Below are 23,540 nucleotides of genomic sequence, written 5' to 3' on the forward strand. Positions count from 1 at the left end.
AGACCCAAGCCCTGTCATCTAATTAGAAATTATACCGATAGGATTAGGTGTTAAAAATTAGATACTTATTCTACTTATTTCCCTTCGTTTTAGGACTTGGACTGTACAAGTTTTATACAAATCATAAACCTAAACTATATGACGAAATAAAATTATTTTCTCAAGAGAAGTTGAATATCCAATTGGATTTCAAGGATATCTATGTAAATTCTATCTCTCCTTTAGGCATTGGATTTAGTGATATTTCTATAAAACAAAATACTCAACTCAGCCTGAAAGCCAAGGCTTTTGAAATAAAACTTATTGATTTAATTAAAACGATTATTTCTCATAACAAACAACTCATAGTTAAAATTAAGTTATCTGAGTTTAATATCTCCCTAAGTCCCTTAATTTCAGAAACGAAAAATGAAATGCCCTCTTCAAAAATACAATCATCAAGCAGTTCAGGTCAAAAAATTGAAAACCTACAACAATTCATTCCCAGAAATAATTTTATTTCTGATTTAAATTTACAACTGGAATTAGAAAACGGAACTATGATTTTACTTACTCCAAATGCCCCAGACATACAAACTAGGATTGAAAAATCGAATATCTATCTGTCAACTATTAAATCAGATATTTTATTCGACTTTAAGGGCAGCCTCCTCACAAGCGACAAGAATCTCAACATAGACTTTCCTCTCGCGGTTTCTTCTCACTTAGAATTAAACAAAGGTTGGCTCCGCTCAAAAGAAACAACTCTGAATTTTATGGGAATTGAAAGTCAGATTTTTATAAATTATCATTTAGACAAAAAGTATATCGATTTGAAAAGTTCTGTTGAAATTTTAAATTTAAATTCTATACCTTATTCTTTGATTAAAAATATGCCCGTAAAGAAACTCATAGGATCCTTGCAAACAGACATCAAAATTGTCGGATATCTTGAAAAGTCTCCATTAATTTCTGGAAATATTAATTTAAATATTATTTCCGGAAATTTAGAGTTTAAAAGAAATGACATTTCCACCTTAGGAACCTTCAAATTAATTTTAAAAACGAAATTTGAATACTTAAAAAATTTGAGTTTAAATGATTTTAATTGGGATATTGATTTGACCCCACTCTATTTTGAAAAATCAAAATTAATTAAAAAACCCACATCAACGGTTTTTTTATCTAAAGGCTCAGGAAGCTATAATGGAGATCTCTCTTTAAATCATTTCAATCTTCAATTTGACGACTTTTTAATTAAAGCTTCCGGTTTTTTAAGCCCTACAAAAAAATCAAATTTTACTTTCGAACTGCCAGAATTTAATTTGGCCGGAGTCGAAAAATTCCTGACCTTTTTGCCTCAATATCCAATTAATGGGACTGTTGAGGCCAAAGGAGAAGTTCAAGGCTATTTAAATGATCCAAAAAATTTGAGCCTAAAATTAGAACCTTTTAGAGTGAGTCATTTTTCGTATATCCTATACAAAACAATCAACGATGTTGTGATCGAGGGTCCAATTAAAGGAAATATCCTTGGAAACATTTCAATAAAAAATCAGGTAGCAGAAAAAGGGGATATCAAGGGCTCTCTCGACGCACAAAGCATGACAATTAGGAAAAATGGAGAATCTTTAAAAATCAAAGATGAACCATTAAAAATAGATTTTGCAACCATTGTAAAAGATAAAGTGATTCAAATTCCAAATTGCAATATCAAATCACTATTAGGTCATTTAAATATAAATGGCAGACCTCCACTTTCCCTTACTGATAATTTTGAACTTAATATCATTTTGAATAGCATGAATTGGGATAGAATTAGAAATTTTTTGCCTAAAAATGAATTACTAGCAAATATAAAAAACCTTACAGGAAATGGCAAAGTCAATGTAAAAGGAAGGCTAAATCCATCAGATCTGAAAAAATCTGAAGTTAAAATTGTGAGCCAAACCCAATTTAATATAGGCGAAGTGAAACTTCCCTGGGACTTAAAAATCAACACTGACAATATAAAAAAAGAATCTAAAAATAGCACTCCTGATATTGAGAGCAAACCCTTTTTAGAAAGCATCCCTTTTCTTAGGAACTTGACAATTAATAACACCCTTCACATCGATAAAATTATTTTTAAAGATAATCAAACAATCGAAGATCTGAACCTAAATACAACTCTCAAGTCCGAATCCTTAATATTCACTGGTGCCATCAACAAATTTTTTGCAGGCACTTTAAACATTCTCAATATGACGGTTCCTCTGACTACCGCAGATCCAAAGATGGATTTCAAAGTGCATTCAAAAAGTATCAACTTAGGGCAACTCATCACCTCCATTCTTCCTGAATATAAAGAGATTATCAAAGGGTCTTCCTCTCTCAATGCAGAGGGATCTTCGTATTTACCATCATCTCTTAAATTTAAAAAAGGACTTTTTGTAAAAGGTGACTTCAAATATGAGAATGGAAGAATTGAATCCTTTAACTTTATCAACTTAATAAAATCAAAATTAGTCAGCAATCCTGTAATTTCTACTCCGATAGCCTTGAAAGAAAACCCATTGGAAGGTATCATCGTCTCTTCTTTCATACTGAAAGATACCAATATAATCATTGAATCCTTTCTCGCGAAGACCAAAAGAAAAGAAGAAATAAGCATTAAAGGAACGTTGTCCAGTGAAATGAATGCCAATTTAACTGCGAATTTAAAATTAACAGACCTGCCCCTAAAAGGGGATTTTATCTCAGCAAATAAAGACTCTGAAGGCTTTATTCATTTTCCAATTGAAATCAAAGGAAATTTACAAAAACCAGAGTGGTCCTTTCTTGGAAACACCCTAGATAAAATGATACAAAACTATTTACAAAGCGAAAAATCAAAAGTCATTGCTTCAGCCAAATCTACGGCAACAAGAGTTATTCAGAGTGAAATAGAAAAGCAAAAAAAGAATCTCGAAGAGGACGCAAAGAAAAAACTTCAAGGTCTGTTTAAATAATTTCAATTTATATGAATAATCATACTTTTCATTAGTGAATTCTGATGAGGGTAATCAAAATCCAAACTTTGCGAGGGTGCTTTGAAAATTTCATAGTTAAATCCTTTTAAGTTTTTCTTAACATTGCTAATTAAATCAAAATAATTCCACTTTTCAAAATTCGTAGATAAGAGTATTTTCCCCCCCTCCGAAACAAGCAAAGAAACATTTGTAAGCAATTCATCAAAATTTTTTTCAATTTGGAATACGCCAAATTTACTCCGACCAAAAGTAGGAGGATCAAGGACAATCAAATCCCACTTCTTTCTCTTCTTGACTGCAATTTTTAAAAAAACAAGACAGTCCTGCACCCAAAATCTGAATTTCTTTTCAGAGTCACTCGTTACCAAATCATTAATTTCAAAATTTTTCTGACTCCATTGAATAAATTTTTGACTCACATCAACGGTATCAATGCCGCTAGCTCCGCCAACGGCTGCCATCAAGCTAAAACCTCCAGTATAAGAAAATAAGTTTAAAATATTCTTACCCTTGGAGTTTTCAAAGACCCATCTTCGATTTTCCCTTTGGTCTAAAAAAAGCCCTGGAGAAAGTCCTTGATGGGTTCTTAACTCATATTTCGATCCATTTTCATAAGCAATCCATGAAATGGGCTCTATCACTTTTTCTCTTTTTTGCTCTTGAAGTCGAAAAATCCACAAATTGTTTTCATTAGGATCATCTCCTCGATTTTTCATTTGACGAATAAATACTGATTTTTTGAAAAACTTAGAAATTAATTCTATTACCTCGCCAGAAAAAGAAGCCTCTGAACTGTAGTCATAAAGATATAAATACTCCCCAAACTGGTCTAATTTTAATACAGGAATTTCTTGATGGAGCCAACGAAAACAATCATTTGAATCCACTTGATAATTGAGTTTTCGTTTTTCAAATGCCTCTAAAGTTATTTGAAGTTCTCGCTTTAAATTTAAAAATTGACTCGCGAACTCTTCGGCCCACAAAGGCAAATCCGACTCATATGATTTTCCGAAAAAAGTTAATTTACCAGAATGTAAACAAAGTCTATAGAAGGAAGTTCCCTGGTAAAGACTGTCTCCTAGAATGGGCATTTGAAGATTTTGACAGTGCAGGCGTATTTGGTGGGTTTTACCCGTATGTAGACGAACCGACCACAAGTACGTCTCTCCCATTTTTCTGACAAACGAGAACTCAGATTCAGCATTTGTCTGAGAATTTAAATGACTCTTATAAATTTTATCCTTTTGAGTTATCTCTGTTTTGAATAAAAAATGAGGTTTTTCTTCTGAGTGATTTTTCAATAAAGAGAAATGACACTTATCAAGTTCATGAACCCTAGAAAGATTAAATGGCCTATCCGTTAACAAGAGATATTCTTTAATAATCTCTTTATCTGCCTCTAATTGGCTGATTTTTTGAACACTCGACGCTTTGGCAAACAAAATAATCCCAGAAGTCGCCTGATCAAGCCTTGAAACTGGATACAACTTCTGTTTCAATTTTTCCGAAAGAAATTCTACCAGTCCATCCTTGCCTGAATCAACCGCATGGGTGTTTAATCCAATGGGCTTATTAAAAATAATAAATTCATCCGTCTCTTCATAACATAACCGCACCATTCACAGGATAGTACTGCAAAAACAGAGCAATGGCCATTTGTTACAGTGACACTATATTAAATTCCTAAGAATAATTTTTAAAAATTCAAATTAATTTGAATTTTTCCATAAAAGATATTGTTTTTATTTCTATATTTCACTAAAATAGGCGCCAGTATCTTAAGTGCGCCCTTAGCTCAGCTGGATAGAGTAATCGGCTTCGAACCGATTGGTCGGGAGTTCGAATCTCTCAGGGCGCACCATCCTAAAATTCCTAATAGGTCAAACTGACTTCGTTGCCACTTCGGGGCTTGCTTGTGCGACGTGGCTCACGCCACGCCTCCGCGCAAACCCCTCGGGCGCCTCGCATTTTGACCTATTAGGAATTTTAGGTGTGCTTGTCTCGTGGTTTTTTTTTAGAGGGGCTAAGGCAAAATCACTTAGTGAGCAGTGCCGAGTTATTTACGTCATTAAAGGTGGCGCCGTGAAGATTTTGGTTTTAAAAATTACGCCTCATGATTATAGGAGAAAATAATATGCCTTTAGGAAAAAAAGAACGTGAGTTTCTGGATAGTGAATTTGTAGTTGCAAAAAAGTATGGAAAATTGACCCCCGGTAAAGCACTAAAAATTTATCGTGAATTGCAAGGTTACACGCAGGCAGAGCTTGCGCAGAAATCTGGGCTTAAGCAGGCAACGATTTCTTCTTTGGAGCATGATCGTATCGTGATGGGCATTGACCGGGCTAAAATGCTTGGGCGGGCTCTTAAAGTCCACCCGGCGGTTCTTGCTTTTGCTGACTGGGATATGGATGCTGAGGCGGCCTAAAAGACATTAGGTGCATAGGCTTTGATTTTTGGTGTAAACGTCGGAATTAATTCAGCAAAAGTCTATTCAAGAAGGTTCCTGAAAACGGGAGCCTATAACGCCTAGTAAGTAGTTGTTTATCTACAGCCTCAAAATTTCATTTACCGGCCTGAAATTACTGCTGGAACAGCAGAGTCACCGGCTTGATCTAGTAAAAACATCCTGTGATGGCCATCGCCGATATGGTATGTTCCGTCAGGAAGAAAAGTAACTTTAACGGGATTATTTCGAGTATTAAAATTAAGCCGATTGCTTTTTTGACCGGAGCGGTACTAAGCAAATAAAAGGGCCCCAGATTATGGAGCCCTATTGATTTAGATTTTCTTAAAACCGAGGGTTAACAAATAGAATTCATGAGATCGACTAATTTCTGACAACCTTCACAGGCAATTCTATTATCAATATTTACAACTTCTCTATATCTATTTGCCCTATTCTTTTTATATCTATTGAGGCAGATCGGAGCGTTACTCTATCGTTGTTTTACGATCGATACACCGTTTTTACCTAAAACTTCCACTGATGTGAAATCAAAAATCATATAACTTTCCTGACCACCAGATAAAGTATATACCTGAGTTTTGTTCCCAGGGGTGCCATAGACAGGTTTAACTGGAACTAACTTTTCGCATTTAGGACCCCGTCCTTGTTGCAACATAAATAGAACAATCCTTGTGTGCTCGCTGCCGGAAAAAATAGTTTTCTGAGTTAAAATCCTGTGCATAATCGCGTAGTCCGCGGGTGCGCAATTTACTGGCTTTACAGTCAATTCAGCCGATGCATAACTTGCAGTAACAAAAAGCATTGAAAAGAATAGTTTCATAATGATCTCCTTTGTTGGGTAAATTTAAGGTCTAATATAACGGGTTCGAGACTAGTTTTAACGCATTGCATTTTAAAAGTCAATAAAAAGTTAAGTTTTATAACAAATTAGTTATTATTAGTAATATATGAAAATAACTAAAGGCCTGAAAACAAAAGAAAAAATCATCGAAATAGCTACTAAACATTTTTTTCAATTTGGCCTTTATGAGGTAACTTACCAAGGGATTGCTACCGAGGCTGGGCTCACACAACCAGCGATCTATAGACACTTTCAAAGCATGGATGATTTATTTTTAGCGGCCTGTCAGCACTGGGACGCTAAGGCAAGAGAAGTAGTGTACGAAGATTCTCGTAGTTTGGCACCAGCTACAACACAGCTCAAAAATTACGTAGAAAGGCATTTTACGTACACGGCGAAAAATCGTTCTCACGATAGCTTGGTTTTTGGACTTTACTATTATTCGATTCGTTCAAAAAAAATGTTTGCTTACTATAGTGAGCTACGTTCTTCGGCCGTCAAGAACTTGGAAGTGATATTAAAGTTTGGGAACATTGATGGTAGCTGGAAGGTTCGTGATACTGCATCAGTTGCGGAAACAACGCATAGCCTAATTGCCGGAGAAATTTTCAAATTTCTAATACAGCCAATGGAAGAAAGCGTGACTAAACGATCGGCCCGGGTCTTATCGGCGATAAAAAAAATAATACGTTAGTTATTTTGATTTTTTTATTATGCGCTCTACTTTTGCGCGCATAGTTTTTATATCCGATATTAAAATATAGTTGGGCTCTTCGAGCCGCGGAATAAACAGCTCGGGTGCCAGCACTTGAGCACCGAAATTCTTTATCGTAGAATCGCGACGGTCTTCATTAAAAACGTCGAAAACAAAAATGATTTTGGAGGCTCCTTGGAGTATCCCCTCGTCTAAGAAATATTTGTAAAACCACTTCCAAAGCTCAACCTTCGCCGCTGCGTAGTCGCGAGGACTCAGGTCGCCGTCGATAAAGTATTTTCCAACCTCAAATATGCGATATCCTTGGCGACGGAATTCATCCAGTATGGGAGTTTGAACTCCTCGATAGTCTAATATATGCTCGGCGGGCACAAAGTAGTCCGGGGTCGAGTTCCCTTTGTTTTGGCTTAGACCATTTCCCGAACCGTCAATCACGCGCAAGTGGGCGCGACGAAGCCCGTTTGGGGTACGAATGTTCAGCAGCGCGTAGGACATTCGACCTTCTACGGAATATTTCTCCATCCATTTTTCATCAAGTTTTTTGGTAATTTCCAATTCTCGCGAGTCGGCCGCATCGCCATAACCTTTATGGGTTGCGTTTTGGCCACTTCTCGGACCCACATATTTAAAATCTAAACCCATTGAATTTGCGAGCATGCGCGAAAAACCGTCGCCAGACTCGTCCGCAAGCATAACTCGAGATTCGTTCGTAACATCACCGATTTCAATTATTCTTGCAGACTTAGAAAGGGCGACGCTGGCTTTAATGTTAATCGTCGAAACAGGTGAGTAAAACTCAATACACCAATTAATGGTGCCGGCTGCCCAAACATTTGACAGCGGCAAGGCCAACAGGAAAGCTAAATTAAAACTTGTGAGAACCTTCAGTAGACCCTTCATTCAGGGTAAATTCAGCAAACTACAGGCCATTTTAGAGGAACAATACGGCGGGTTTGAAACGCGTCTCAAAATGATACAAAACCAAAGGTATTTTTCTAACAGGTTGTAATACTTGATTTGCATATTACTTGCTGGCTTTCTTTGTTAGTTGTCGCGCAAAGGGAGCAAGATTCGGAAGTCCCTCTGCCGATTTTTCTAATGCGGCCTTCCGAACTGAAGCATAGATTCTATCGGCGGCAACGGTTCCACCAAATAATGTCGCGATTAAAATAGCAGTGCTAATCAGATCATTCATAGAGTAATCCTTTGTTAAAGTTTGTCTTTCCATCGTTTAAAAATATTAAAAATCGTTTTACTGTCCCATTTCACTTTCCCGGTGCGAGTTTTTAATCCACGTCGGACAAGCTCTCTGGCGACTTCACTGTGATTGCGACCTTCACGCTGGATCAATTCAATGACGAGACGGCAAATTTTCATTTCCATTCGGTTGGGAAGTAGTTTCCCATCCCGAACCTGGAAACCATAGGGTGGGGTAGTGTAGCGGTAGTTTTCAGGATTTGTTGAGACAGGCTTTACGGCGTCAATATCAATCCCAAGGTCGCGAAGTCGAGACCTGATGGCAAATCTTGAAACCTTAAATTTGGATGCGATTTGATTGAGGGAAAGCTTCTCTTCTAGGTAAAGTCTGCCAATTTCTTCTGAATTCAGAAGCTTGGCGGAGAGACAAACCTGAATGAAATCAACGAAGTACGCATAGTTCGTACCGTATTCGGGTTGGTGCACCAATCTTGATACGGGACGAACTCCCGACAGGTTGCTTCGAGCTATTGAATTTACCCATTGACGAAATCTGGCACTATCAAAGATGATGAATTCATGACCAGTAGACATAACTTACTCACATATAGTCTATTTATTATAAAATCAGTTAGCGCAGCCACGGTTGTTATGTTTTCGTGTATGGCAATGGGCGAGCTCTTTTTTGATAAAAATTTATTCAGCGGTTTTCTGCAAAGACCCTCTTTGTGGCCATTAATTTTCATTGAGACTTGTGTAGCTGCGGTGCCTATGACAGTGTTAGGGGCTCTTTTTCTGTACCGTTTTCGCCTAGCAATTAAAGAAAAATTTGTAATGGTGTCTGTCACAACTTGGCTTTCGCTGAGTGCCCTTCTGGTTGGTTTATACGCCCATTTCTATTGGACTCGGGAATGGCATCTGACTTCTATGGCTCCTGGGCTCTTTTTCGGCTGGATTTTACCTGGAAGTCTAACGTTAATTTGCTTTGTTAAATTCTCATTGAATCTTCGACAAGAACCAAGCGCTTTATAGGCACTACTTTCCCGATCAAAACCCTAACTTAAATGCATTGAATAGCTCTGCTATCACGATAGACTTATAGTCGAATACACCCTCATTTTCGAAAGGTCCAATTCCTGTAATTTAAAAGTCTTACGTCACCTATGCCCGATCCGCACGTTACAGGGTAAAAATCGGCCTTGGGGATCAGGCAAGTGCGCCTGAAGATACTCAATGATTTGTCCTTCAGGACTCTTTAGTATGAGTCGTTACTAATGAATAAAGCCTATCGACTTATTTATCATGTGATCCAATACCGGTTTCACATTGAATAACTGGAGGTTCATAAACATGATTACGAAATCTTATTTTGAAAAATTAGAAAAAATGTACGGCCCTTTAACCTTTGGTGGACTTTTTAAAGCATGGAGAGAAGGCGAAGAACTTACTCAAACTGCCTTTGCCAAAAAACTTGGACTGCCTGAAATTGGATTAATTCAATTAGCCCTTCGAGACTCTCTGGTTAAAGAGGGTTTTCACTACGAAGTTAAGTTGGAATCAGCCTTAGTGTAGCACTATTGACTTGCTGGTTGTAAATGCTTGACTTTGATGATCACTCGACGATTAGCGGCTCGGCCTTGAAAATTAGTATTCGGTGCCACGGGTTGCGATTCTCCAAATCCTTTGGCTTCGATCGGATAATATTTCTTTTGTTTTGCCAAATAATCCCCCAGCCTTTTCTTCAGGTATTCGGCTCGATCTTGACTGAGCTTCATGTTGTAATTATCATCCCCCAAACTATCAGTGTGGCCCTCGATCGTAATATTTTGTACCGAAGTCATTTCGGCGACTTGTTGGCTCACTTCATCCAGTATCACTTCAGAACTTTGAGTTAAAGAAGTAGAATCAAATTCGAAAGACATATTAGCTAAGTTAAAGCTTTTTTGGTTGTCCTGATTGAGCTCTATTTTTTGCGGGGAAGTAACACCAAAAGAATAATTAATTCCCACATAAACTCTCAGGTCAGGTGTGCCGAAACCTTTTAAAACCTCACGCCCCAAACCTGTGTGCAAGGCTATTTTATGTGTCCATTGATGCTTGATGCCGATCAAGACCTCGAGGGCTTTATCCTTGCGGTCTTGAAATTCTATCTGATCAGGAAAGGACTGGGATGCTTGGCTTCCAAAAAGCTCTGCAATTAAATTGGAGTCCCAATTTTCTTTGAAGTAGCTTAATCCAAAAGAATAAATATACTGATTGGGGACCCGACTGACAAAAGAATTACTCGCAGTCGCCGTACCTATTTGGCGCCAACGATGACCAAAGTTAAAGGCAAAATTAAATTTTCCAAGGGATCGGTCAAAGAAAAATTCTAAATTAGTAGTCGGTCCACTTCCTTGTCCAGCATAGGGATTGTTTTCAATGCGATTCATATTAAACGAAAGCATCCAAGCAAATCCCCACTCGGCCCATTGATAATTTCCATTTTTAATTCCAAGTCGAGTTTCAGTAAAACCAGGGTCTTTAAAAAACACACACGATTGACAACCTTGATTTTCCTTACTCAATAAGTAAGGTGAATGAAGGTCCAATTCCCATCCAGAGCCAATTCCCATACCCGCATTCAAATCCAAAGAATAAATTCGATCACGGCTATTAAATAGTGTTTGCGATTGGGCCTCTTGCAAATACGATAAAGTATTAGAAGCTCCGTTAGCAAAGAGACCCAAATTAATAGTTTGCGGGCTTAATACTTGGCTCGATTGCACTGTAACAAATGATAACCCGTTAGCAGAAGGATTAAAAGTTTGAGCATCAGTGCCCAACACATTGGCCTTTACTTGAATCAAATATAAAAATAATACCACAGGTAAAATCAAACCCAGCCTGACGTTCAGATACTTCATACCGCATTCCTTGCTTTTTTTCATATTATTCTTTAATAATTCAAAAGGGACAACAAATTTGATTTCCCTTTAGCAATTAATAGATTCAACTTATAGTTTCAATTATAGTTTTAATTATAGATTTAACTAAATATGATTAGGATGTAATTACATAATTAGGAGATTTTATGAATATAAAGTGGATAAGTATCCTTTACATTTCCTTAATGGCTTGTTTTGGATTGCTTTCTTGCCGAAGCAATTCTAAGAATTCTAACCAACAAGTTCAAATGCTCGTTAGTGATAAATCCACTATTCAATCGCCAATGGTGCAAATGAAAATTTTTTCTGAACTAATGGGTGAGCTTATCCCCTACTATGGTGCAGATGTGGATATAAGCCCAACTAAAACGTCCCATTTGCAAGCCACCTTGGGCCGTTTCAAAACAACTTCCTTTCACGCCAATCAAGGAATTGGCAGACTAGGACCTTTATATGAAAGTGCCACTAAATATTTGGTCAAAGAAACAAACCAAGCGCTTTGGTATTTAGAGCAAAATCGTCCTAAGCTGGCCATTGAGATCAGCAAAAAAATGGTCGGAGCCTGCATCACTTGCCACACACAATCATCCTCATACAGTCGTCAATGGCCAGATCCATGGAACCTTAATAACAAAATCTCTAATAAAGATAAGGCTAATTATTATCTGGCAACTCGCCAATATGACAATGCCTTGGATTCCTATAATACCGTTTTAACAGAACATCGCAAAGGCGAACTACCAGTGGCTCAGTGGTACGAATCCACCACCCGTTCTTTGGCTGTTGCCATCAGAGTAAAAAAAAATCCAAGTCTGGCCTTAGAAGTGGTTTCTTCATTGTTTGATGCCAAAAGTGTTCCTGACCATTTAGCCCAGGGCTGCAGGCTGTGGCAAAGATCACTAAAAAAATGGCGAACAGAAATAAAACAGCATAAAGATTTGAAAACAAAAAATCCAAAGATTCTTATAAATGAAATCGAGCAGTGGTTAGCTCGAATGGAGAGCGAAAACAAGGCTAAACAATATTATCTAATCGATCGTTTAAGAATTTCAGAAGCGCTCAATAATTTGATGTTGCAGTCGGATATACAAAATAAACATTTGGCTCAAGCTTATTTATTAGCTGGAATAAATTCAAAATATCTAGAGGACGTAGATCTTACAAGCCCTTCACTGTTTTATTATCAGGCTTGTATTCGTACCCTGCCAAAAAGTGACCTAGCCGCACGTTGTTTTGAAAATTATGAAAAAACAGTCCAGCTTTTACAAGCTGAACTGCCAAAAAATCAAGGCACCGTAAAAAGCGAAACCTTATCAGAACAAGACGAATTGCGTGGACTAGCATTATAGGATTACCAACGATAGATCACTGAGTCTAAAACAACGGCGCTCCAGTTATATCATCTACCCCATCCTCATTAGCATCAACGGCGCCAGGTGGTAACTGAAGATCTGGATTGAATTCCGAGGCTGGTGATAATTCTGGTTGTTTGGTCACCATGGTGGGTTGCGTTAGCTTTTGTAACTGAATTGGAATTTCACAATAATTAGCAATGATTCGCGAACCTGGGCCCCCCAGTTGTTCAATCAACTGAATACCACCATCTATGTATTCTGCTTTGACCAAATTGCCATCAATGAAAACACGCAAGGACGCGGCATCAATTGAATGAATATGAGATAGCGCAAATCGATTTTGTAACTGCAAGCGTTTGTGGGTCAATTCTCCAATTTTTTTAAGCCCCTCGTGAAAGCTCTGTTGTGCTAAATCGACCTTGATGCCGTGATTAAGATCAATGATGTCTAAATAGCCATAACCCAATTCATTTTCGCCATTTTTTATTATGGTCTTAAGATCGGTATAGATGACTCCACTGACAAGTAAGGGACGATCCTCTTGAATGGCTAACAACTGTGAATAAACTGAAGAAGGTGTAATATTAGAGCAGTCGCGAGTAAAGGCGGGACCTTCAACTTTATCAGGATCTGGAACTCTGACAAGGCCTTCAGGGTAGCGGTAACAAATGTCATTTTCATCAGATACAAACAATACTGCCAGTGCTGCATCGGCTCTGAAAAAACCCTGCTGACGAGCCAAAGCCATTGCATTACTTGATAGTCCTTGGCTCAAAGAAAAAAGACCTTCTTCACCGCCATCTGAATAAGAATCCCCTTTCATATTTAGAAAACTTTTTCCCAGGGAAGTGCTGATTTGCTCGACACTCATCTTATTTGAAGAGAGCACTAAGGGTTCACCTTGTAAGCTCCATAATTTTCCCGAAAAAGAACTGCGACTGCCATGGGCAGGCATAATGGCTATTTGATAATCCACCGCACTTGGTATTTCTTGAACTAGGGCCTTTATTTCAGCAGCAATTTTAGCTCGTTCCTCACTTAAGGATCCCGAAGTGTCGGCTACGATTAAAATATCAGTTTTTTTTGAAATCAATTCAGAAGCTTGGTTAAAACTGTCCGTATAACAAGTTTTGTAAAAACTAGGATCAGGATTATTATCCCCTTCACCCAAGTTTGCATTTCCCTGATCATTACCCTGGTCTATAATGGTTGAAGAGCTATCTTTTAGAGGAGGTTCGATGTCCATTTTAGCATTTTGGCAATTTTGAAAAACAATTATGAGGAAATAACTCAACAGTAGAACCCCCATTACTCTTATTTGTTTTAGCATAATTTCCCCTTCTAATACGGCATTGTGAATATTAGAATATTATAACCATTCTTGTTGAATTTTTTTAAAATTCATTGAACCTATATTAAATTGAGACAATTGACTCATTTTGCGACGACTGTTTTTTTAAACGAATCCGATTTATCAAGACAATTTGAAAAATAGTCTGCATTTACTTGGTTGGAACAACTGATTTAAATTGACTTGGAATGGCTCTCATTTTTTCTTTAAACTGTTTGTTAAAGCGTGAAAGATCTTGAAATCCAACCTCATGAGCGGCCTCGGTAACTGTCTCACCTTTTAATAATTTTAAACTGGCATCAAAGACTCTTAATTGATTACGATAAAACAGGGGTGAAATATCATAGGTAATTTTAAAGGCGCGACTGATGGGCGATGCTGTACTATTAATATTTTTGGCAATATCCCCTATGGAAATGGAGCTATTGAAGTTTAAATCAATCGCCCTTTTGACTTTAAGACTTAAAGGGATAAGCTTTTCTTCCTTATCGACTCGTTGGCCACTTTTCTTTATCTGATCAAAAATTTCACTATTAATTCCTGATTTGGTAAAGGGCAATTCGTAATTTAGTGGAAAAAGCGTCGCAAACTTTGGGGCTGTTTCTGGTGGCTCTGAAAACATCAATACTGATTTCCATTCAAACTGCCCGATGTTAAGACGCCAATCCAATATAGAAAAAGGGGGAATAAACAATCCCATATTGCCGATGACAGGCAGTGGCTGCCCATGACGAAATAGGGACAATAGGCCTTGTGGAAGATCCAGTGCATAGGCAAGACACCAAAAATTTGCAAGAGCATCAACTATCCGTGATGGTACAAATGTTTTTTGCGTATTTTCTAAATACAAATTACCATCTAAAAAACCAAAATACTTACTATCCATATAAGGTGTTTCGATTCTTTTGATCATAGGGGAGTAGTACTGTAAGTTATTCGGCGACTTATTCTTTGAGCTATTCTTCACATTTATCCCTGATTTGCGAGTTCTATAATCGTCTCACTGCTATAAATTCTTTCAGTAAAATATTAATCTGTCCAAAGTAATATCAAAAAACGCCTAGGTTTTCTGAAAACTAGGTCTTGACTAGCTAAATTTCTCTTTTTCAATTTTTTGATTCTCGATTAAGGACGCTAACTTGATAAACATAATAACAATTTTAAAAATTATTTGGGCAAAAAACCTCTTTTAGTCAGCAAAAACAATTGAATTTAAAAAAAGTGAATAAACTTTTATCATTTTCATTAAATTTAATTGAAAAAGACATTTCAAACTTAAGAAATTTTTGCTTCTCTAAAATACGCCGGGCTGATTGGTTCCTAAAGTGCAAAAATAAATCTAAAAAAAAGGAATAACAAAGCCATGAGCCTAAAACTAATAAAAAAATTAATTAAACTTTCCCACATTTTACCAAAACACACCCGACACTCGCTGCTGCGTGAATCTTTATCACTGCCCTGGGATCTAGACATTGGAATTCAATTTAAATTTATCACCGACCAAGGCGAATTTATGGAAGCGATTCGTATTCTGCATAGCGCTTATGTTGAAAAGTCCTACATGGATCCAGATCCACTGAAAATTCGCTTAACCCCTTATCATCTAATGCCAAGCACCCTGATGGCTATCGCCAAAATTGACGGCAAGGTAGCGGCAACCATGTCTTTGATTCGTGATAATCCCCTTGGCCTACCTATGGAAAAAATCTTTGATCTTTCACACCTGCGAACACGGGGCGAAGTGCTTTGTGAATTTTCCGCTTTAGCTATAGCACCAGAATATCGAGGCCAAGGCGGCTACCTTTTACATTCTTTTTTCCGTTTTTTCTATCGTTATATAAAAACCTGGTGCGGAGTCGATTACTTTGTAGCCGCTGTTAATCCATCAATGGCCGACCTTTATGAAGCTTTTTATCTGTTTGAACCCTGCGCCTTTTCGACCCCTATTGATTCGTATCAGTTTGTTAAAGGTGCTCCTGCAGTGCCTCTCACCCTGCCATTGAATGGATTCGAAACAAAGCTAAAGACTGTTTATCTGAAAAAAAATATAAAAAAAAATCTATTCCGTTTTCTGCAATCCTCCCATGCAAATTCCGATTTCTATCCAAATCATGAATATTTTCAAATCAAGAGCACCTTTATATCTCCAGAGTTCATTGTAAACCTAAGAACAGAAATACCTGATATAGAAACTCGATTCAGTGACAATGATAAATTACGAATTGCACAAAGCCTTGGATCAAGTTCCTTCGCTGATATTGGCCGCAATAGAACGCACGAAGCCCCAAGGATCCAAATAAATACGTCGACCCTAATATACCTGGAAAACACAACGAAACCTTCCCTGGCAAGAGTTTGTGATGTTTCTCTTGGAGGGATAAAACTCTATGTTGGAGCCAAGCAAAAAATAATAAAAGGCAATCAACAAATTCGCATTAAACTTGGACCTAATGTTTTTAGCAACGTCAAGTTTGAGCCTGTATGGCAAAATGAGCAAGGCTATGCCGGAGTTAAGCTCATCGAAACTGATCACGAATGGACCCGATTTGTTAACAAATTCAACGCTCAAGGGAACTCAACAGAAAATAATGAAACTGCAAAGATGGCGTCTTAATCTGAACCTTGCCAGGATTTTATCTAGAACCCCTTGGCCACAGAAAAAACTGGATTTGTTGAATAAAACTTTGTTCATTTATACGATCGAGTTGTTTATTTTGTTTTTTAAAATCCTCTAAAATTTAAAGACTTAGATAAATAAAGTCTTGACATCTACTTGCTCCTTGTTTTTCAAAGGTTTTTCATGGATAATAAAGTATGGAGAAACAATCCACTCTTTCTACTAGTGTAGATTCTGATCTTAAAAAGACACTTGCGGCTTTTTGTAAAAAGCGAGGGCTTAAAATTCAAAGCTTCGTTGAAAATGCCATTCGCGAGCAGCCTGAAGATGAAATCGATCTTGCTAGTTATGACGAACGAAAAAAAGAAGAAGAAATTTCCCTGTCTGCGGAACTTAAGAAAATTAAAAAATGAGTTCAAAGGCATACGAAATCGTTTTCAAAAAGAGTGCTCTTAAAGAACTCCAAGGATTTCCCCAAAACGTCCAACAGAAAATGTTAGATGCTGTTCAGCTTCTTTCTTTAAAACCCTACACTGAAGAACTCTATGAGTAGACGAAGCGTACAGATCAAGTTTCGAGAAAAAATAATCGTAGCAGCAGCTCTGGTCGCAGATAATTTTTGGTTGAGATTATCGGGCTATATGTTTAGAAAAAAACCTCACGTTTCTGGAATTTTGTTCGAATCATGTGGGAGTATTCAAACGAGCTTTATGAATTTTGACCTCGATATCGTTTTTCTGACGAAAACAAACTCTGTAAGTAAAATTCAAAGAAATGTGAAGCCATGGAGATTTGTTTTTTCCACGTTAAACTCAAAGAAGGTGCTAGAACTTCCCGCTGGAGGTCTCCCCTCTGATTTAAAGATCGGCGATGTTCTAGGAATTACTCCAGTATAAAGTATAAATCGCAAGCGCTTTGATACTCCTCAAACAGGAACGTATTCAAAAAAGAGAATGAATATATTAATGCTCCCTGTAGATACTGGAGGGTTATCTCTATTTATTTTTTAATGCAGCTAGCATTAATTTGAGTTTGACCATTCAACTTTTTTTGGTGCAGAGTGTGGCGTGCGAAATAGAAAGCGCTTCATTGCGATTTTGATGCTCATCATTTTGGGAGTAATCTCCCTCAAAGTTTTGCTTCCCAATATAGGAATATATGTGGATTGCAATGAGTTTGCTCATATTCATTTTCATGCTTTTCAAAAAAATGAACTAGATAAAAGTAATCTTCAAACAAACTCAGCCCCAACTGAGAGTGATGATGGTTGTCATGAAGGAAAATCTGTTCTGAGTTACTCACTTTTTCCTGCCGCCGTTTTTAATTTAGAACTTCCAAATCATGATATTATTTTCAATTTGGTTTTTATTCTTGATAGTCATTTCAAAAGCCCTCATCTTGAGCCCCATCGAAAACCTCCAAAAGTTTCCTAACTAATCTCTCAAAAAAAATTCATGCGCAAATACCCAATCGGTGTTTTTGCTTTTTTCTTAGGATTTTAACCAAAGGATATTTACTATGCATTTTAGAATCATTTGTTTATTTTTATTTGTAGTTACTTCGATTTTCAGCTTCGAAGGGCTCTGTCTGACCGCACCTAACATCAGTGCCAACGCCTTATTCCTTTATAGAAATTCAAATTTTCATAGGGATGATGTCAATGTAATAACACCAGACCAGACACCCAATGGCCTGAATGTGCCTGAAACCGAAATTCAGTTTTATTCCGATGTTGATCCTTACACGAGGCTGAGTTTGCTTCTTTCCATTGCTCCCAAATACACCACGGATGGAACAAAAGTTTCAGAGGAGTGGGGGCTAGAACCAGAGGAGGCATTTGCTGAGAGCAACCTAATTCCTGACCTTACCTTTAAAATGGGAAAATTTAAAGCGGCCATGGGTAAGCATAATGTTCTTCACACCCACGCTTTTCCAATGATTGAAGCACCTTTAGCGAACTCCAAATTGTTAGGAGATGAGGGGCTTACCGATGTCGGAATTTCTGCTGCTATTTTGATTCCTTCGCCATGGTTCAATGAACTGACCCTTCAGTTTATTCGGGGAAAGGGTGAAAATGAAGAATTCAGTTCACCTTCGCCTGGGGGTGGCGTCGGAATTGCTCACTGGAAAAATCTTATGGACCTGTCTGATGACCTCACATTGGAATTAGGTGCTTCGTTGGCGCAAGGAGGGAACTCTTTTGGACAAACAACTTCGGTTACTGGAGCCGATCTTACTTTCAAGTGGCGCCCATCTGTAGGTGGAAAATACCAATCTGTATTTTGGACCACTGAATATTTATCAAGAAATCAGTCGCAGGCGACAATTCCTGATGAAAAAGGCACTGGCTTAGCTACATGGATTCAGTATCAGTTTGCTGAAAAATGGGCTGGAGTTTACCGTTACGATAACCTGAATATCAAAAATACTTTTGATGAAACGAATCTGCCTAATGATACTTGGGAGCGGCACTCCTTTGGCTTTGTCTATTCCCCATCAGAGTTTTCATCATATAGACTTGAGTACGATCAAAGAGTTGGTGGCACGCCAAATAATAACAATGAAACCACAGAGAAAACTATTTTTATTCAAGCCAATTTCACCATCGGTGCTCACCCAACACACTCTTATTAAGGATGAATATGAAAAAAACAATATTGTTAATTTTAAGCATTCCCTTTTTTTCATTTGCTAGAATCCAAGTGGCAACGACAACCACAGATCTTGCAGCCATTGTCAGAAAAGTAGGTCAAAACCAAGTGGATGTCTTCTCGATTGCCAAGGGCACCCAAGATCCTCACCAAATTGAGGCCAAGCCCTCATTTATGGTTAAACTAAGATCTACAGATATCGTCATCGCTCAAGGTCTTGAACTTGAATCGGCCTGGATCATTCCTCTCATTAAAGGGACTAGAAATCCAAAATTGATTGCAAAAAATGGACTTTTTGAATTGGCACCTAAACTTGATCCCATCGAAATTCCCAAGGGAGATGTCTCTCGCGCCGATGGTGATGTACATCCGGGGGGAAATCCACACTTTCAACTGGATCCCCAAAGACTCGGCAAAGCAGCTCTTTTGATAGCCACGAGATTTGGAGAAATAGATCCGACACAAAAGGAATTTTTTCTTAAAAATGCCAATTCCTTTCAAAAAGAAATGACGGATAAAACTAAGGAATGGCAATTGCGAATCAAAAATAGTGGCATCACTGAAATGGTGACTTATCATAAAACACTTGCCTACTTTTGTGATAGATTCGAAATCAAATGTGAAGTGCAGTTAGAACCAAAGCCTGGAATTCCACCTACAGCAAGTCATATTCTTTCCGTAATTGATCAAATGAAAAAACGAAAAATCAATTTGGTGCTTATCGAAAATCTTTATGAAGACACCATTGGAAAAAAAATAAAAATTGATATTCCAAACGCCGTTGTAAAACGAGTCCCTGTAGCCGTGGAAGGAGATACTGGATTACCAACAAACGAGCACCTTATTGAGCGATTGGTTGTAACGATTGAAGGAACTCACTAATGCAGGCTATTGAGTTTCTAGCCGCCCCCTTCGCATTGGCAATCCTTTTGGTTGGCATTCACGCTTACTTGGGATTGCATGTGCTCAAGCGTGATGTGATCTTTGTCGACATTAGTCTTTCGCAAGTGGCCGCCCTGGGAAGCGCTGTGAGTTTGTTTTTTGTTCACGAGGGAGATGGCGCCGCTTTGGCGCTGACTCTCTCCCTCACTTTTTGTCTGGCAACATCCTTTGCATTGGCACTTTTGCGACACCATGAAAAATCGGTGTCACAAGAGGCCTTGATCGGAATGACCTATGCCTTAGCAAGTGGAGCGTTAATTTTAGTTGCCGACAAACTTCCCCACGGTTCAGAACATTTAAAGGAAGCGCTTATTGGGAATATTCTTTTTGTAACTTGGCCACAAGTACTTCAGACATTTTCGATCTATTCAGTGATTGGAGTTATTCATTGGATTTTTCGTAAGCAATTTTGGCAGGCCACTTATGGCAAAGAAGGAATGTTTTGGTGGGATTTTCTTTTCTATTTTCTGTTCGGAATTGTAATCACCTTTTCGACCAGGCATGCGGGCGTCCTCGTTGTGTTCTCAATTTTAGTGGCTCCAGCATCTCTTGCCATGAGATTTTTTCCGGGAAATAATGGAAAATTGGCATCACGGCTTAGTCTTTCTTGGATTTTTGGAACGATCGGACTCGGTTTGGCTTTCCTCCTCAGTTACAATTTGGATCTTCCTTCGGGAGCAAGCATTGTCTGCACTCTGACGAGCCTTTTTTTCCTGGCCCTTTTGATCAGAAGGAAACGGTTTGATGGAGATTCCTGATATTTGATATTTGTGGCTCCATATCATCGATGGTCCTGCCAATGTTTAAGATTTATACAATCATGAAAATTTTACTTAAATGAGCATAACATTTTCTGCTGAAATCGATAACAATTGAAAACATTGAAAGCTACATATACATCTTTGTAGCCAGTAAAAAAATTAATTTAATAAGGAGTCTCCCTATGTTTAAACAAGTTATATATGCTGCCATTTTAATTTTATCGGTAGCCTTACAAGCACAAGAAGTCTATTGGAAAAAGCAAAGTGTTAATTTAACTGTAAATAGTTCAGATAACAATAAAAGCTCTTACAATCAAGTTTTTCAAAGAGTTGTTTTACAACACAATTATTATGAGTGTGGATATTATACGGATCCAGTTGTTCAAGTAGTTACTGGAACTTGTTATGAAACCACTTGTACTGGTTCCGCGGGAAAAAGTGCCGCTTGGGATGCTTTTTATTCAGCCAAAAAAGAAGATAAAGCAAATCGATTAGCTGCTGCGATTAAGGGAGTTGGAAAGTCTTCTGCTGAAAGCCTTTTAGCTCAAGGGTTTTTTCATTCAAAACCAAGATCTTGGAATGAATTTAAAACTGAAATTAATAGAGCCGCTTCACAAGGCGCCATTACCGCTCAGGTTGCGACTCTTGTCCTAAGCACCTACCGTTCAGATAATATGGCTAATTTAGGCTACTCGGGAGGTTGCACATCAACGCCCTATGCGTGTGATGAAGTTCGGGTAATTAGAGAAGGTTATTACGTTCCGCAAACTTGTGATAATGCTATGGAACAAGTAATTGACACCAAACCAATGTCTTTTCAATTTGAGGTAAAGAATGCGGTGTTGTTGCCATCAGAACAAGAACAATTAACCTTTCATCTATCTGGAAACCTAAATGAAATCACCTTGGATTCATCTAATTACAATAATTATCAATTTGTTGTTAATCCCATATCAAACAATGCAGCTAATATTGATGTCCTTGGAAGCGGCCGAAAACAAGTTTATTTGCCAGGAAATGCTTTTCAATCAGTCCAACTTATACCTGTTGATAAAAAAGCAGCAACGCTTCAAGTTTCAGTTTCTCCGAATGTACTTCCCGTAGATGCCACTGAGCAGTTGATGCTTTCCTACGAGGTGCGCACCTGCGCCGTTGGTTGGTTGGGAACTTGTGGTTTCGGTTGGGACAAAAAACAAACTTTCAATGGTTCTTTAACAACAACCGTTACGAATTTTCCAGTTTCAACAGATCTTGCTCCTGGAAAAAAAGGATTGAGAATGGAAGTGGAAGTTAAAATTTATAAACAAAATAGCATTTACCATAATGCGACACCTGCATCTAAAGTATCTGATAAAATCACTTTAAAATAATTTAGTTAGAGTAACCATTTTCTCTCACTTTGTGAAAATGGTTACTCTTGATTGCCTTCAAGAATGGATTTTAGAAATTTCTTATTTATTGAAAAAGAGAAATTACCACAATGGCCACCCAGAGGAAAAATAACGGCACGATCTAAAAAGCTTGCTTCTAAAAAAGCAATATCACCCTCCTCAAGTAAAAAATCATTTGCATTATGAAACAAATAGAATCTTTTATCATTTTGAAATTTATTTTTAAATTTCTTCAAATTATAACCTTCCACAAGCTCATTAAGTTTTAAATTAGGCACTGACTCCTTTTGGACATTTGGTAATACTATTTTTTCTAAATAGGTAGTAAATGAAAAACTTTTAGCTTCTTCAAACCTTAGAGAACGATAACCCCAAGAAATATTTGAAGATAAGAATTTCTGGTTCAATAGAAGCTCCGTAGTATAAATAATTTCAGCCAAGCTTTCACGATAGCTATTGCCAATTAGATATCGTTGTTGATTTTTAGTTAATTGGATTTCTTTTAAAACCTCTGCGGCTGATAGGTTTTTATTATTTATTAATTTTTCACCAAAACTTAATAAATAACCCATAAGCATGTCTTTTTGTTCAGCCGTCCATGGAGCGCCAAGGTGATAGTAGGCATCTAAGGTTTTCACTCCATGATCAAAATTGACTGGAGGGTTTATTAACAAAATTTTCTTAAATAAGAACGCTTTTTGATCCTCATCAATTTCAGAAAGTTCAGGTAATAATCCAGCCCCCAAAGAATAGCCAAGGATATTATAATTAGAAACTGGCAAATTAAGAGTCTGAGTTGTTTTTTTCATAAGGGAATAGAGGTCTAAAACATCCCAATTGAGATAACCTGCAATTCCTCGCTGAGAGGCACCTAACACAAATGTCCATGATAACGGATTTGGTAAAGCGACGACGTGATAACCCAGTTCATACAATTGTTCCATGAGTATTTTAATGACAGTGCCCTTTCCCGTTCCCCCGACTCCGGGAATAATAAAAATCAAGGGCGCCTGATGATTTTGTTTAAGAAAATTTATCTCAATTTGATGACGGTTTTCTAAAAGATAAACATTTGATCGAGCCGGGAACAATTCGACATTTACTTTCTGCACTTCCAACTTCATATCATAGGGTGCTACCGAAGCTATTGTGGATAACTCTGCACTTTGAATTGGGAAGGGATAACTCGCAAGTTCCAGAGTAAATCCTCGAGAAACAGTACTAATTAAACTGAGGCTTATGAACAAAATAACTTTGAATTTCAAAATGTAGCTCATCATAACTGCCTTATTGAAGGGTTTTTAGGTAAATTGTTTCACACTGTATCGGGTATTT

At 37.7% G+C, this 23,540-nt stretch carries 24 protein-coding genes and 1 tRNA gene; 16 read left to right on the forward strand and 9 right to left on the reverse strand.

What is annotated here, in order from left to right; genetic code table 11:
• Window positions 1-47: 47 nt before the first annotated feature.
• Window positions 48-2,969: a hypothetical protein gene (locus J0M15_06360; protein MBN8536657.1), complete on the forward strand. Its 2,922-nt coding sequence runs from the start codon at window positions 48-50 to the stop codon at window positions 2,967-2,969.
• A gap of 2 nt (window positions 2,970-2,971) precedes the next feature.
• On the opposite strand, the gene J0M15_06365 is transcribed toward J0M15_06360, so the two are convergent.
• Window positions 2,972-4,609 carry a class I SAM-dependent methyltransferase gene (locus tag J0M15_06365; protein ID MBN8536658.1) on the reverse strand — a complete coding sequence of 546 codons (1,638 nt, stop codon included), beginning with the start codon at window positions 4,607-4,609 and terminating at the stop codon, window positions 2,972-2,974.
• Between the two features lie 165 nt (window positions 4,610-4,774).
• On the opposite strand from J0M15_06365, the gene J0M15_06370 reads away from it, so the two are divergent.
• Together J0M15_06370 and J0M15_06375 are read left to right on the forward strand one after the other, a co-directional pair.
• Window positions 4,775-4,851: transfer RNA gene (locus tag J0M15_06370), tRNA-Arg, on the forward strand.
• Between the two features lie 273 nt (window positions 4,852-5,124).
• On the forward strand, window positions 5,125-5,415 hold the full coding sequence (locus tag J0M15_06375; protein ID MBN8536659.1) for a helix-turn-helix transcriptional regulator: 291 nt from the start codon (window positions 5,125-5,127) through the stop codon (window positions 5,413-5,415).
• 511 nt (window positions 5,416-5,926) lie between these two features.
• On the opposite strand, the gene J0M15_06380 is transcribed toward J0M15_06375, so the two are convergent.
• On the reverse strand, window positions 5,927-6,277 hold the full coding sequence (locus J0M15_06380; protein MBN8536660.1) for a hypothetical protein: 351 nt from the start codon (window positions 6,275-6,277) through the stop codon (window positions 5,927-5,929).
• Window positions 6,278-6,404: 127 nt separating this feature from the next.
• Here J0M15_06380 and J0M15_06385 point away from each other — a divergent pair, with 127 nt between their 5' ends.
• On the forward strand, window positions 6,405-6,992 hold the full coding sequence (locus J0M15_06385; protein ID MBN8536661.1) for a TetR/AcrR family transcriptional regulator: 588 nt from the start codon (window positions 6,405-6,407) through the stop codon (window positions 6,990-6,992).
• Here J0M15_06385 and J0M15_06390 read toward each other — a convergent pair whose 3' ends face one another.
• The 3 genes from J0M15_06390 to J0M15_06400 all read right to left on the reverse strand — a co-directional run bounded on the left by J0M15_06390 (window position 6,993) and on the right by J0M15_06400 (window position 8,804).
• Window positions 6,993-7,913, reverse strand: coding sequence for a hypothetical protein (locus J0M15_06390; protein MBN8536662.1), 921 nt, complete (start codon window positions 7,911-7,913; stop codon window positions 6,993-6,995).
• A 124-nt stretch (window positions 7,914-8,037) separates the two neighbouring features.
• Window positions 8,038-8,208 carry a hypothetical protein gene (locus J0M15_06395; protein ID MBN8536663.1) on the reverse strand — a complete coding sequence of 57 codons (171 nt, stop codon included), beginning with the start codon at window positions 8,206-8,208 and terminating at the stop codon, window positions 8,038-8,040.
• 14 nt (window positions 8,209-8,222) lie between these two features.
• Complete coding sequence (locus tag J0M15_06400) at window positions 8,223-8,804, reverse strand: recombinase family protein (protein ID MBN8536664.1); 582 nt, start codon at window positions 8,802-8,804, stop codon at window positions 8,223-8,225.
• On the opposite strand from J0M15_06400, the gene J0M15_06405 reads away from it, so the two are divergent.
• Window positions 8,790-9,242: a hypothetical protein gene (locus J0M15_06405; protein ID MBN8536665.1), complete on the forward strand. Its 453-nt coding sequence runs from the start codon at window positions 8,790-8,792 to the stop codon at window positions 9,240-9,242. The two genes, J0M15_06400 and J0M15_06405, sit on opposite strands and share 15 nt — an antisense overlap.
• A 318-nt stretch (window positions 9,243-9,560) precedes the next feature.
• Complete coding sequence (locus J0M15_06410) at window positions 9,561-9,782, forward strand: hypothetical protein (GenBank protein ID MBN8536666.1); 222 nt, start codon at window positions 9,561-9,563, stop codon at window positions 9,780-9,782.
• Window positions 9,783-9,784: 2 nt separating this feature from the next.
• Here J0M15_06410 and J0M15_06415 read toward each other — a convergent pair whose 3' ends face one another.
• On the reverse strand, window positions 9,785-11,116 hold the full coding sequence (locus J0M15_06415) for an OmpA family protein (protein MBN8536667.1): 1,332 nt from the start codon (window positions 11,114-11,116) through the stop codon (window positions 9,785-9,787).
• Window positions 11,117-11,283: 167 nt separating this feature from the next.
• Between J0M15_06415 and J0M15_06420 the strand changes: the two genes are divergently transcribed.
• Window positions 11,284-12,486: a hypothetical protein gene (locus J0M15_06420; protein ID MBN8536668.1), complete on the forward strand. Its 1,203-nt coding sequence runs from the start codon at window positions 11,284-11,286 to the stop codon at window positions 12,484-12,486.
• A gap of 25 nt (window positions 12,487-12,511) precedes the next feature.
• On the opposite strand, the gene J0M15_06425 is transcribed toward J0M15_06420, so the two are convergent.
• Together J0M15_06425 and J0M15_06430 are read right to left on the reverse strand one after the other, a co-directional pair.
• Window positions 12,512-13,822 (reverse strand): hypothetical protein, encoded by a 1,311-nt coding sequence (locus J0M15_06425; protein MBN8536669.1) that lies wholly within the window; start codon window positions 13,820-13,822, stop codon window positions 12,512-12,514.
• Window positions 13,823-13,994: 172 nt separating this feature from the next.
• Window positions 13,995-14,810, reverse strand: coding sequence for a helix-turn-helix transcriptional regulator (locus J0M15_06430; GenBank protein ID MBN8536670.1), 816 nt, complete (start codon window positions 14,808-14,810; stop codon window positions 13,995-13,997).
• A 396-nt stretch (window positions 14,811-15,206) separates the two neighbouring features.
• Here J0M15_06430 and J0M15_06435 point away from each other — a divergent pair, with 396 nt between their 5' ends.
• From J0M15_06435 to J0M15_06475, 9 genes are all read left to right on the forward strand, one after another.
• The gene (locus J0M15_06435; protein MBN8536671.1) at window positions 15,207-16,457 is read left to right on the forward strand and encodes a hypothetical protein; all 1,251 of its coding nucleotides are present in this window, start codon (window positions 15,207-15,209) and stop codon (window positions 16,455-16,457) included.
• 200 nt (window positions 16,458-16,657) lie between these two features.
• On the forward strand, window positions 16,658-16,873 hold the full coding sequence (locus J0M15_06440; protein ID MBN8536672.1) for a hypothetical protein: 216 nt from the start codon (window positions 16,658-16,660) through the stop codon (window positions 16,871-16,873).
• Window positions 16,870-17,013 carry a hypothetical protein gene (locus J0M15_06445; protein ID MBN8536673.1) on the forward strand — a complete coding sequence of 48 codons (144 nt, stop codon included), beginning with the start codon at window positions 16,870-16,872 and terminating at the stop codon, window positions 17,011-17,013. The genes J0M15_06440 and J0M15_06445 overlap by 4 nt, the downstream gene beginning before the upstream one ends.
• Window positions 17,006-17,356 carry a DUF192 domain-containing protein gene (locus tag J0M15_06450; GenBank protein MBN8536674.1) on the forward strand — a complete coding sequence of 117 codons (351 nt, stop codon included), beginning with the start codon at window positions 17,006-17,008 and terminating at the stop codon, window positions 17,354-17,356. The genes J0M15_06445 and J0M15_06450 overlap by 8 nt, the downstream gene beginning before the upstream one ends.
• Before the next feature lie 171 nt (window positions 17,357-17,527).
• Complete coding sequence (locus tag J0M15_06455; protein MBN8536675.1) at window positions 17,528-17,893, forward strand: hypothetical protein; 366 nt, start codon at window positions 17,528-17,530, stop codon at window positions 17,891-17,893.
• An 85-nt stretch (window positions 17,894-17,978) separates the two neighbouring features.
• The gene (locus J0M15_06460; protein ID MBN8536676.1) at window positions 17,979-19,094 is read left to right on the forward strand and encodes a hypothetical protein; all 1,116 of its coding nucleotides are present in this window, start codon (window positions 17,979-17,981) and stop codon (window positions 19,092-19,094) included.
• A gap of 8 nt (window positions 19,095-19,102) precedes the next feature.
• Complete coding sequence (locus J0M15_06465) at window positions 19,103-19,993, forward strand: zinc ABC transporter substrate-binding protein (protein ID MBN8536677.1); 891 nt, start codon at window positions 19,103-19,105, stop codon at window positions 19,991-19,993.
• On the forward strand, window positions 19,993-20,811 hold the full coding sequence (locus J0M15_06470) for a metal ABC transporter permease (GenBank protein MBN8536678.1): 819 nt from the start codon (window positions 19,993-19,995) through the stop codon (window positions 20,809-20,811). Before J0M15_06465 ends, J0M15_06470 begins: the two co-directional genes overlap by 1 nt.
• A gap of 185 nt (window positions 20,812-20,996) precedes the next feature.
• Window positions 20,997-22,184, forward strand: a complete 1,188-nt coding sequence (locus J0M15_06475) for a hypothetical protein (GenBank protein MBN8536679.1) — start codon at window positions 20,997-20,999, stop codon at window positions 22,182-22,184.
• Between the two features lie 41 nt (window positions 22,185-22,225).
• Here J0M15_06475 and J0M15_06480 read toward each other — a convergent pair whose 3' ends face one another.
• Complete coding sequence (locus J0M15_06480; GenBank protein ID MBN8536680.1) at window positions 22,226-23,482, reverse strand: hypothetical protein; 1,257 nt, start codon at window positions 23,480-23,482, stop codon at window positions 22,226-22,228.
• Between the last annotated feature and the right edge of the window lie 58 nt (window positions 23,483-23,540).

It is taken from the genome of Deltaproteobacteria bacterium (genome assembly GCA_017302835.1).
Lineage (GTDB): Bacteria > Bdellovibrionota > Bdellovibrionia > Bdellovibrionales > Bdellovibrionaceae > UBA2316.